The sequence below is a fragment of the Vibrio sp. 03_296 genome (assembly GCF_002265885.1).
In genome coordinates, this window is record NZ_NPKW01000071.1 from 75271 (window position 1) to 86660 (window position 11390).

Consider the following 11390-nt stretch of genomic DNA (forward strand, 5'->3'; position numbering starts at 1 on the left):
TCCCTAGTTGTTGTATTTGCGTCTGTTATTGTGCCAAGCAAGCTTGGTTATGCCGTTTTCACCTCTTCCCTCAAACCAGTGAACTCTGGCATCAAGGAAATCAGGTGCTTACTGTATTCATGCTGTGGAGAGCGGAACAGTTGCTCAGTCGGTGCGACTTCGAGCAGGGTTCCCATCTGCATCACTCCCACTCGGTCACACATTTGGCGGATAACCGGAAGGTCATGACTGATAAACAGCATGGTTAAGTTAAGTTCGCTTTGTAGATCTTTGAGCAAATTCAGAATCTGTGCCTGAACCGAGACATCCAGTGCCGAGGTGGGCTCATCACAAATTAAAAGACGTGGACGAGTCGCCAATGCGCGCGCAATCGAAATACGCTGACGCTGGCCACCCGAAAATTCATGTGGATATTTCACCCCAGCCATTCGCCCTAAGCCAACGTGCTCCAAGAGATCGTTCACGATTTGACGCGTTTCCGCTTCACTGTTGGTCAACTTATGGAAACGAATGGGCTCCGCGATGATGTCGAATATCTTCATACGCGGGTTCATGGAAGTGTATGGATTTTGGAATACCATCTGCATTTGGCGACGCAAAGGACGGCGCGCTTTTTCTGAGGTCAATGCGGTAAGGTCAATACCTTCAAACGTCACCTTACCTGAGTTAGGCGCATACAGCCCGGCAATGACTCGTGCAATAGTGGATTTACCCGACCCCGATTCCCCCACCAAGCCAAAGGTTTCCCCTTCATGCACTTGGAAGCTAACGTTATTTGATGCCTGCACATACTCACGACGGCTCTCAAACAGCGAGTCCTTAGTGACGAAACGCAAGTTAACGTTTTCCACATTAAGCAGTGGTCCGGTGTATTTTCTCTGATCTTCACTTTGACCCAGCCAGTGATTCTTAATATCAAGAGGCTGCAGTTCACTCGCCTCTTCGATGTAGCTGACCAATGGGAAGCGATCAAGCTTCCTATCCGAACGTGGTACCGCTGAAATCAAGCTGCGCGTATAAGGATGATCTGGATTGCCCAACACTTTGGCCGTTGGACCAAACTCAACCAAGTCACCTCGGTACATAACAGCAACACGATCAGTCACGTTCGATACCACACCCATGTCGTGCGTTACCAACATGCAACCCACGTTATGCTTAATACATAACTCGCGGATCAGGTTGAGGATTTGGTCTTGAATCGACACATCGAGTGCCGTGGTTGGTTCATCAGCAATGATCAAATCCGGCTCGCCCGCTAGGGCAATCGCAATGACTACACGCTGACGCATACCGCCAGAAAACTGGTGAGGATACTGCTTTAAGCGGTTTTCTGGTTGAGGAATACCCACCTGCTTCATTAATGACAATGCACGCGTGTAAGCCTCTTCGTCAGAGACATTCATATTAGCGTGAATGGTTTCTTTTAACTGCTGTTCCACAGTAAAGAGAGGATTAAGCGAGGTCATTGGATCTTGGAAGATAAAACCAATTTTAGAGCCACGCACTTTGCGCATTGCTTCTGGAGAAAGGCCTGAAATTTTTTCACCATCAAGGAACACATCACCGCTGGCAATACGACCAGGAGGGCTCAACAAATCGCTCACCGCATTACCTACGGTTGACTTGCCCGCACCCGACTCACCGACGACGCCAACAATTTCGCCTCGTTCAATATTAAACGACAACGATTTCACCGCCGCATGAACACCATGCCGCGACGGATACTCGATACGAAGATTTTTCACTTCTAATAGTGACATTTCAGACCTCTACTGCCTTGTCTGTGGTGCTGAATAATCAAACACGATCATCATTCAACAAACCAATGAATCCCTTCTGATTGCAGAATATTACTCTAAAAATCAGGTCGGAACACAATTTGGCAAAAAACACACAAAAAAGCAACAATTAAAGTTTAACGGCCAGCAATCGGTTAATTTCAAGGCAAAAATATCGAATAAATATTCGTTAATAGATATTTAACAAAAATCAGAACAACATTTTTTGTGTGCCAGTTGGCATTTTTGCTAGAAAGTGTCGCCAAAAAAGGCCAATTATTCCTCACAATCTTCCGTGAGATTTTTCTATGTGAATATTAACAAATACAAAACAACACTTTATTCCATTTATAAAAACCAGTTAATACGCTTAGTGTGTAACTAATCATTAAGCATAAAATGCTAAATATGGAATTCTAGACATTGGATATCCGCTGTGTTTTTCCTCCACAGCACCAGGAACTCACTGGTGTTTGAAAATCAGAGTGTTAAATGCCAAGAAACTAAAATATAGACAGAAAAAAAACACACGTTATGAGAAAGAGGAGATTTCCTCTCAGATTGAGAGGTTCATCAGCAACTCCGCTTAGAAAGCCTTAAAAGTCTCTCATCAGAGACAAAAGCCAGCGCATCGGCATACTCAGTAAGGCTCGTGGGTTGAGGCAAGAAAATGAGAACCGTAGAGAGAAGGTAGAGAGAAGGTAGAGAGAAGGTAGAGAGAAGGTAGAGAGAAGGTAGAGAGAAAGTAGAGAGAAAGTAGAGAGAAGAAGATCGCACAGACGTTTTAGTCCAGGATGCCAAAACAACGAAAGCCTGCAACAAAAAGCAGGCTTTCTACAGTGGGCGGTGAAGAGGAATTCAACACGGCTGGGATTCCAGCTCCCGCCCCCAGATCCCAAACAAATATCACCAGATACGAAAAAGGCTCTACATTGCTGTAGAGCCTTTTTCTCAATGTGGTCGGTGAAGAGGGATTCGAACCCCCGACCCTCTGGTCCCAAACCAGATGCGCTACCAAGCTGCGCTATTCACCGAAATTTTATTCTTTAAAGAAAGAATGGGGTGGCTAACGGGATTCGAACCCGCGACAACCGGAATCACAATCCGGGACTCTACCAACTGAGCTATAGCCACCATCAGATTGTCATGTTTACCGCTTATTTAAGCCATAAACCTGAGCCTCGCCTTAAGCAAAACCCAAATAATAGTGGTCGGTGAAGAGGGATTCGAACCCCCGACCCTCTGGTCCCAAACCAGATGCGCTACCAAGCTGCGCTATTCACCGACAAATGTTTCATTCTTAGAAAAGAATGGGGTGGCTAACGGGATTCGAACCCGCGACAACCGGAATCACAATCCGGGACTCTACCAACTGAGCTATAGCCACCATTGTTTTTTCACCGATATATCCTCCAGGCATCCAAATGGCGCGCCCGAAAGGATTCGAACCTTCGACCTTTGGCTCCGGAGGCCAACGCTCTATCCAGCTGAGCTACGGGCGCATGCCCTATCGGCGGAGTGGAATAATACGTAGTTCACACTATGGCGTCTAGTGTTTTTTTTAGTTTTTTTTCCGTTTGGTCTCTTTTTCGTCAGTTATCTGGCTACAAATGTAAATAACAGATGTGATTCAGCCCCTGTAGCTGATAACTTGTTGTTTATTGCAACAAGTTAACGGGATATAATCACCCATTATTTACATTGATTTAACAGTGATAATTTACCGTTAAATCAAAACAGCACTCTAACTATATAAATGTTTGGTAAGCCAGCTGACTTACCTTGGGAATGTAAAGTGAGTTTAATGGATATGTCTCGACGAATGATTAGCGTTTTATTCGCTGCTTTAACCTTTTCTACGGCAGCTATGGCTACCAGTACTGACCACGATGCCATTGCAGAGCGCATCAAGCCAGTAGGTGATGTTTATCTAGCAGGTAGTGAGCCAGTCAAAGCTGAACCAACCGGACCGCGTGATGGCGCAACAGTTTACGGCACTTTTTGTATTGCTTGTCACTCGTCTGGGGTAAATGGCGCACCAAAATCTGGCAATGCAGCAGATTGGGCACCGCGTATTGCACAAGGTCATGATGTGTTGAACAAGCACGCGATTGAGGGCTTTAATGCTATGCCTCCTCGCGGTACGTGTATGGATTGTTCCGATGACGAAATCATTGCCGCTATTGATCACATGATCAAAGGTCTATAAAACAAAGTTTCCTAAAGCAGAAGGGCTTGGTTTTCCAAGCCCTTTTCTTATTTGTCTGCCGCTTACTTCTTGTTGAACATCGCACGTAAGTTGGCAATGTGCGCTTGGCCTTTGGCCATTCTTTCTTCCTGTGTCACTGGCTTTTTGGTTTGTTCCCATTCCACATCATCGAAAGGCAATTCATCGAGAAAACGGCTTTGGCTGGGTTTGATCAACTCCCCATATTGACGACGCTCTTTACACATCACGAAAGTTAACTCTCGCTGCGCGCGCGTAATGCCGACGTACATTAAGCGGCGTTCTTCTTCGACGTTATCTTCATCGATACTGGTTTGGTGCGGCAATATCCCTTCTTCAGTCCCGATCAGGTACACATATGGAAATTCCAGACCTTTAGACGCATGCAGTGTCATCAGTTGTACGGCATCACTGTCTTCATCTTCTTCACCACGTTCCATCATGTCACGCAGTGTCAAACGTTGAACCACTTCTTTCAACGTTTTCTCTTCTTGATCGTTATTGTCACCTTCTAAATCGGCGACAATCCAAGAGTAGAGATCAGAGACGTTTTTCATGCGCATTTCTGCGGCTTTCGGGCTGGCAGATGTTTCGTACAACCAATCCTCATAATGAATATCTCGCACCAACGAGCGCACCGCTTCGACTGTGTCCCCTCGCTCCGCTTGATCGGCAATCGCCACCAGCCAATGAGTAAAGCGACGCAAATTGTCGAGACCACGTCCGGTCAGATGCTGCTCAAGGCCTAGTTCAAAGCTGGCTTCAAATAAACTTTTGCCACGCATGTTGGCATAGCTGCCTAGCTTCTCGAGCGTCACAGGGCCAATTTCACGCTTGGGCGTGTTGACGATGCGCAGAAATGCGTTGTCATCATCAGGATTCACCAACACTCGCAAATACGCCATGATGTCTTTGATCTCTGCGCGTGCAAAGAAAGACGTGCCACCAGACAGTCGGTAAGGAACGCGGTTTTGCATCAGCGACTTTTCGATGAGGCGCGATTGATGATTACCACGATAGAGGATGGCGTAGTCACGATAGTCGGTGCGATTGAGAAACTTGTGGGCAATGATTTCCCCCGTGACGCGCTCCGCCTCATGCTCATCATTATTGGCCAACAGCACTTTGAGTTTTTCTCCATCGGGAATTTCCGAGAAGAGCGACTTTTCATACACGTGTGGGTTATTGGCAATCAAGATGTTCGCCGCACGCAAAATACGGCTGGTTGAACGGTAGTTTTGCTCCAATTTAATCAGGCGTAAGTTGGGGTAATCTTGCCCCAACAACACTAAGTTTTGCGGTTTTGCGCCACGCCAAGAGTAAATTGATTGGTCATCATCCCCAACCACGGTTAATCGTCCACGCTCACCCACCAGCAGTTTCACCAGTTCGTATTGACTGGTGTTGGTGTCTTGATACTCATCGACCAGAAGATAACGGATACGGTTTTGCCAGTATTGACGCACCTCATCCTGGCCACGAAGGAGTAATACGGGCAGCAAGATAAGATCATCAAAGTCGAGCGCGTTGTACGCTTTCATCTGCTTTTGATACATCTCAAAACAGAAGGCAAACAACTGCTGCTGTTCACCTTGCGCACGTGCCACGGCCTGCTCTGGTGAGAGCATGTCGTTTTTCCAGTTTGAGATAGTGCTCATTAACTGACGCAGCAGATCTTTATCGCCATCAAGCTGTTTTTCAGTCAGCTCTTTAAGCAGTGCAAGCTGATCTTGATCGTCAAACAAGGAAAAGCCCGACTTCAAACCCAAATGACGATACTCTCGTTTGATGATGTTCAAACCAAGCGTGTGAAAGGTTGACACCATCAGGCCTTTTGATTCCCCCTTCCCCAGTGTCTGTCCCACACGTTCTTTCATCTCACGTGCGGCTTTATTGGTGAAGGTGACCGCCGCAATATTACGCGCTTTGTAGCCACACTGTTGCACCAAATAGGCAATCTTATTGGTGATCACGCGTGTTTTGCCTGAACCCGCCCCCGCAAGCACGAGGCAGGGACCTGATACGTATTTCACGGCTTCGTCTTGTCTTGGATTCAGTTTCATAGCGCTTATCTGTGGTCAAAAATCGAGGCCCATATAATAGTCGTCGAGTGATGAGATTGCCATTGCCTCATTGACAAGATTTTTACTCAATAGCACACATAGCACTTGCCAATATGGCTATTGTTTCCGCTATAATGAATGAACGTTCATTCACTGGTGGATAACCCATGTCATCTGAAGAGCAGAACGACAAGCAACAACAAATCCTGGCTGCGGCAGAGAAGTTGATTGCGGAGTCCGGTTTTCAGGGTCTATCGATGAGTAAATTAGCCAAAGAAGCGGGCGTCGCAGCAGGTACGATTTATCGTTATTTTGACGATAAAGAACACCTGCTGGATGAGCTCAGGCTACGTATTACTCAACGAGTTGCCACGGCGATTCAAGCCAACGTAACCCGTGATATGCCTTTGAAACAACAATATCGCACCATGTGGCTAAACACATGGAATTTAGCGGCTTCAAACTTGTCTACTTTGAGCAACCGTATTCAGTACGAATCACTACCTTGCTCGAATAGCCACAAAACCCGCGAGCTAGAAAAGAAAATGTTTCACCAAGTTGCTTTAATGTTCGATATGGGCAAGGAGCAAGGGGTGTTCAAAACGCTGGATAACGAAATTTTGTTTGGTCTAAGTTTGGAGACCAGCGTCAGGCTAGCGAAAAAACACGCATTAGGCTTTTACCAACTGGATGACAAGGCACTTGACGCTGCCATCGAAGCCAGCTGGGATGCAATCATTAATCACTAATTGGAGTTCTTAATCGAATGAAAAAGTGGACCTTTTTTATGTTACTTATCGCCATTCTGCTGTTTGGCAGTGTGATAGGTTTCAACCTCTTCAAACAAAAGAAAATTGCCGAATACCTGGCAAATCGTCCTGAGCCAGAGTTCCCAGTAACGGTCACAGAAGTGAAACCAGTCGACTGGGTGCCTGTGATTGAAGCGATCGGTTTTATCGAACCCAACCAAGGTGTGACGATTGCCAATGAAACCAGCGGTGTCATTAAACAGATCCGCTTTGAATCAGGCACACAAGTGAAAGAAGGCCAACCACTTGTTCTGCTCGACTCTGATGTAGAAAAAGCCAACCTGAAGAGCAGTGAAGCAAAACTGCCAGCAGCAGAAGCGAAGTACAAACGCTATCAAGGGCTCTTCAAAAAAGGCTCGATTTCAAAAGAAGCGTACGATGAAGCCGAAGCCAATTACTACTCGTTAAAAGCCGACATTGAAAGCTTGAAAGCTTCGATTGCACGCCGTGAAATCAAAGCGCCATTTTCAGGCGTCATTGGTATTCGTAATGTTTACCTAGGCCAATACCTACAAGCAGGTTCTGATATCGTACGTTTGGAAGACACCAGCGTGATGCGCTTGCGTTTTACCGTGCCGCAAAACGATATTTCTCGCATCAATCTTGGCCAGGAAGTGGATATTTTTGTCGATGCTTATCCGCAAAACCCATTCAAAGGCTCAATCACCGCGATTGAACCCGCTGTCAATATCCAAAGTGGTTTGATTCAAGTCCAAGCCGATATTCCTAACAGTGATGGTAAGCTTCGCAGCGGTATGTTTGCCCGTGCGAACATCATTCTGCCGAAGTTAGAAGACCAAGTCACACTGCCACAAACGGCGATCACATTTACGCTCTACGGTGACAATGTTTACATTCTAACGGAAGAAGACGGCGTGCAGCGTGTGAAACAACACGTGGTGAAAGTGGGTGAACGCACTGGGAATATCGCACACATTCTCGACGGCGTAAAAGTGGGTGATCAGGTGGTGACATCTGGCCAGGTTCGCTTGAGTAACGATGCCAAGGTTCGTGTTGTCGAAAGCGACGCGATTACACCTCCGGCTGAAACCCCTATGCTGTAATTGGAGGCATCATGCGCTTTACTGATGTTTTTATAAAACGTCCAGTTTTAGCGGTATCCATCAGCTTTTTGATCGCCTTGCTTGGTTTACAAGCGGTGTTCAAGATGCAGGTGCGAGAATACCCTGAAATGACCAATACCGTCGTAACGGTAACCACCAGTTACTACGGCGCCAGTGCTGACTTGATCCAAGGTTTCATTACTCAACCTTTGGAGCAAGCCGTTGCGCAGGCAGATAATATTGACTACATGACCTCGCAATCGGTGCTGGGTAAATCCACCATCACGGTGAACATGAAGCTCAATACGGATCCAAATGCTGCCTTGGCGGATATTTTGGCCAAAACTAACTCGGTTCGCTCACAGTTACCAAAAGAAGCCGAAGACCCAACCGTGACCATGTCGACGGGGTCGACAACGGCGGTGTTGTATATCGGCTTCACCAGTGATGAGCTGTCATCAAGCCAAATCACGGACTACCTAGAGCGCGTGATTAACCCACAACTTTTTACCATCAATGGTGTATCGAAAGTTGACCTCTATGGTGGTTTGAAATACGCGTTACGTGTGTGGCTGGATCCGGCCAAAATGGGCGCACTACGCCTCACCGCAACCGACGTGATGGGCGTACTCAACGCCAACAACTACCAATCGGCAACGGGTCAGGTAACGGGTGAATTTGTCCTGTACAACGGCAGTGCCGATACTCAGGTCTCAAACGTACAAGAGCTGGAAAACTTGGTGGTAAAATCGGGTGATGGTGAAGTGATTCGCTTGGGCGATATCGCAAAAGTCACACTAGAAAAAAGCCACGATGTTTACCGCGCCAGCGCAAATGGCCAAGAAGCCGTGGTAGCCGCTATCAACGCAGCACCAAGTGCCAACCCAATTAACATTGCGGCAGATGTTCTTCAACTGCTTCCTCAGCTTGAGCGCAACCTGCCTAGCAATATTAAGATGAACGTGATGTACGACTCGACCATCGCCATCAATGAGTCCATTCACGAAGTCGTGAAAACCATTGTTGAAGCGGCTGTGATCGTACTGGTGGTGATCACCCTATTCTTGGGATCGTTCCGCGCCGTTATCATCCCTATCGTCACCATTCCACTGTCGTTGATCGGTGTGGCTATGGTGATGCAAGCGATGGGGTTCTCGTGGAACCTGATGACGCTGCTGGCGATGGTTTTGGCTATCGGCCTGGTAGTGGATGATGCGATCGTCGTACTAGAAAACGTCGACCGCCACATCAAAGAGGGTGAATCACCATTCCGTGCAGCCATCATTGGTACGCGTGAAATTGCGGTACCAGTTATCGCCATGACGCTCACACTGGGCGCGGTGTACGCACCGATTGCACTCATGGGAGGCATCACTGGTTCGCTGTTTAAAGAGTTTGCTCTGACCCTTGCGGGTTCGGTATTTGTATCCGGTATTATCGCGTTAACACTATCGCCAATGATGTGTTCGAAGATGCTAAAGGCGCATGAAAAGCCAAGCAAATTTGAAGAGAAAGTGCATCACGTGCTAGATGGCATGACCAACCGCTACGAAAAAATGCTCAAAGCGGTCATGGACCATCGTCCTGTGGTGATCGGTTTCGCACTAATTGTTTTTGGTACGCTCCCTGTTTTGTTTAAGTTCATTCCAAGTGAACTGGCACCTTCAGAAGATAAAGGCGTGGTGATGTTAATGGGTACTGGCCCATCTAACGCAAACTTGGATTACCTACAAAACACCATGAATGACGTAAACAAAATTCTGTCTGATCAGCCAGAGGTTGAGTTTGCTCAGGTGTTTACTGGGGTGCCAAACTCGAACCAAGCCTTTGGTCTAGCAACATTGAAGCCATGGAGCCAACGTGAAGCGAGCCAAGCGGAAATCACTAAGCGTGTTGGTGGTTTGGTTTCCAATGTTCCAGGTATGGCAGTGACGGCTTTCCAAATGCCAGAACTTCCAGGTGCAGGCTCTGGTCTACCAATTCAGTTCGTGATTACCACACCAAATAGCTTTGAAAGCTTGTACACCATCGCCAGTGATATTCTGACGGAAGTGACTTCAAGTCCATTGTTTGTTTATTCAGATTTGGATCTGAAATACGACTCTGCGACGATGAAAATCAAGATCGACAAAGACAAAGCAGGCGCATATGGCGTCACCATGCAAGATATTGGTATCACGCTAGGCACTATGATGGCCGATGGTTACGTCAACCGTATCGACCTGAATGGCCGCTCTTACGAAGTGATCCCGCAAGTGGAACGTAAATGGCGTCTAAACCCTGAGTCGATGAAGAACTACTATGTACGCGCTGCCGATGGCAAAGCGGTGCCACTGGGTAGCTTGATCACTATTGATGTGATCGCTGAACCGCGCTCATTGCCTCACTTCAACCAGTTGAACTCGGCTACCGTCGGTGCAGTACCTTCACCAGGCACAGCGATGGGTGATGCCATCAATTGGTTCGAAAACATTGCTAGCAGCAAACTACCGACTGGCTACAACCATGACTACATGGGTGAAGCTCGTCAGTTTGTTACAGAAGGCAGCGCCTTGTACGCCACCTTTGGTCTTGCTTTGGCAATTATCTTCTTGGTATTGGCGATTCAGTTTGAATCGATTCGCGATCCAATCGTTATCATGGTATCGGTGCCACTGGCGATTTGTGGTGCTCTGATTGCGTTAGCATGGGGTCTTGCGACGATGAACATTTACTCGCAAGTGGGTCTGATTACCTTGGTAGGTTTGATCACCAAACACGGTATCTTGATTTGTGAGGTGGCCAAAGAAGAGCAGCTACATAACAAGCGTTCACGCATTGAAGCGGTCATGGAAGCGGCGAAAGTACGTCTTCGTCCTATCCTAATGACAACAGCGGCAATGATTGCTGGTTTGATCCCACTAATGTATGCAACGGGCGCTGGCGCAGCTCAACGCTTCAGCATCGGTATCGTTATCGTAGCTGGTCTAGCGATTGGTACACTGTTTACGTTATTCGTGTTGCCTGTGATTTACAGCTACCTCGCTGAAAAACACAAACCGCTACCTGTATTCGTAGAAGATAAAGATTTGGAAAAACTCGCTCGAGTGGATGAAGCAAAAGCCGCTCAACGCCAAATCGCAGAACAGTAATTGCGATGCAATATAAACGAAAGGCCGCTTATGCGGCCTCAGATTGATGACGAACCCCGCTTTTTAAGTGGGGTTCTTTTTTGGAAGCGACCGTAGGTCGCGATCGTGATTTTTTTTTGTATATCGTGCGCAGAAGTTTCCATTCATTACACGGGTATACAGAAGCAAGTATCTGCCTTATTTCTGCCATATTTAAGCCCATTTTTCGTAGATAGTTCACCACCAACGCTATCTTCTTGATGTTTTGGGCTGCCGCTGCCAACCAACATTGCATTTGCACATTGGCTAGACCTCGGAAGCGAGCATAACGATGAY

Annotated in this window: 6 protein-coding genes, 5 tRNA genes and 1 pseudogene; 4 read left to right on the forward strand and 8 right to left on the reverse strand. The window is 47.0% G+C overall.

The window, feature by feature from the left end; all coding sequences use genetic code 11:
• Positions 1–47: 47 nt before the first annotated feature.
• From CIK04_RS09700 to CIK04_RS09725, 6 genes are all read right to left on the reverse strand, one after another.
• Positions 48–1763, reverse strand: a complete 1716-nt coding sequence (locus CIK04_RS09700) for an ABC transporter ATP-binding protein (RefSeq protein ID WP_017420440.1) — start codon at positions 1761–1763, stop codon at positions 48–50.
• A gap of 975 nt (positions 1764–2738) precedes the next feature.
• Positions 2739–2815: transfer RNA gene (locus tag CIK04_RS09705), tRNA-Pro, on the reverse strand.
• A gap of 24 nt (positions 2816–2839) precedes the next feature.
• Positions 2840–2915, reverse strand: a tRNA-His gene (locus CIK04_RS09710).
• Between the two features lie 74 nt (positions 2916–2989).
• Positions 2990–3066: transfer RNA gene (locus tag CIK04_RS09715), tRNA-Pro, on the reverse strand.
• A gap of 26 nt (positions 3067–3092) precedes the next feature.
• Positions 3093–3168: transfer RNA gene (locus tag CIK04_RS09720), tRNA-His, on the reverse strand.
• A 38-nt stretch (positions 3169–3206) separates the two neighbouring features.
• Positions 3207–3283: transfer RNA gene (locus tag CIK04_RS09725), tRNA-Arg, on the reverse strand.
• Positions 3284–3585: 302 nt separating this feature from the next.
• On the opposite strand from CIK04_RS09725, the gene CIK04_RS09730 reads away from it, so the two are divergent.
• Positions 3586–3990, forward strand: a complete 405-nt coding sequence (locus CIK04_RS09730; RefSeq protein WP_026050285.1) for a cytochrome c5 family protein — start codon at positions 3586–3588, stop codon at positions 3988–3990.
• A gap of 62 nt (positions 3991–4052) precedes the next feature.
• Here the strand turns inward: CIK04_RS09730 and rep are convergent, their stop codons facing one another.
• A complete protein-coding gene (rep, locus tag CIK04_RS09735) occupies positions 4053–6071 on the reverse strand; it encodes a DNA helicase Rep (protein ID WP_017420442.1) in 2019 nt (672 codons plus the stop codon).
• 167 nt (positions 6072–6238) lie between these two features.
• Between rep and CIK04_RS09740 the strand changes: the two genes are divergently transcribed.
• The 3 genes from CIK04_RS09740 to vmeD are packed head-to-tail and all read left to right on the forward strand — an operon-like array spanning position 6239 to position 11075.
• Entirely contained in the window at positions 6239–6820 is a 582-nt protein-coding gene (locus tag CIK04_RS09740) for a TetR/AcrR family transcriptional regulator (RefSeq protein ID WP_038940886.1), read from the forward strand.
• 17 nt (positions 6821–6837) lie between these two features.
• Positions 6838–7944: an efflux RND transporter periplasmic adaptor subunit gene (locus CIK04_RS09745; protein ID WP_017420444.1), complete on the forward strand. Its 1107-nt coding sequence runs from the start codon at positions 6838–6840 to the stop codon at positions 7942–7944.
• Between the two features lie 11 nt (positions 7945–7955).
• Complete coding sequence (gene vmeD, locus CIK04_RS09750; protein ID WP_017420445.1) at positions 7956–11075, forward strand: multidrug efflux RND transporter permease subunit VmeD; 3120 nt, start codon at positions 7956–7958, stop codon at positions 11073–11075.
• A 28-nt stretch (positions 11076–11103) separates the two neighbouring features.
• On the opposite strand, the pseudogene CIK04_RS33240 reads toward vmeD, so the two are convergent.
• A pseudogene (locus tag CIK04_RS33240) lies at positions 11104–11390 on the reverse strand (hypothetical protein); the annotation flags it as partial.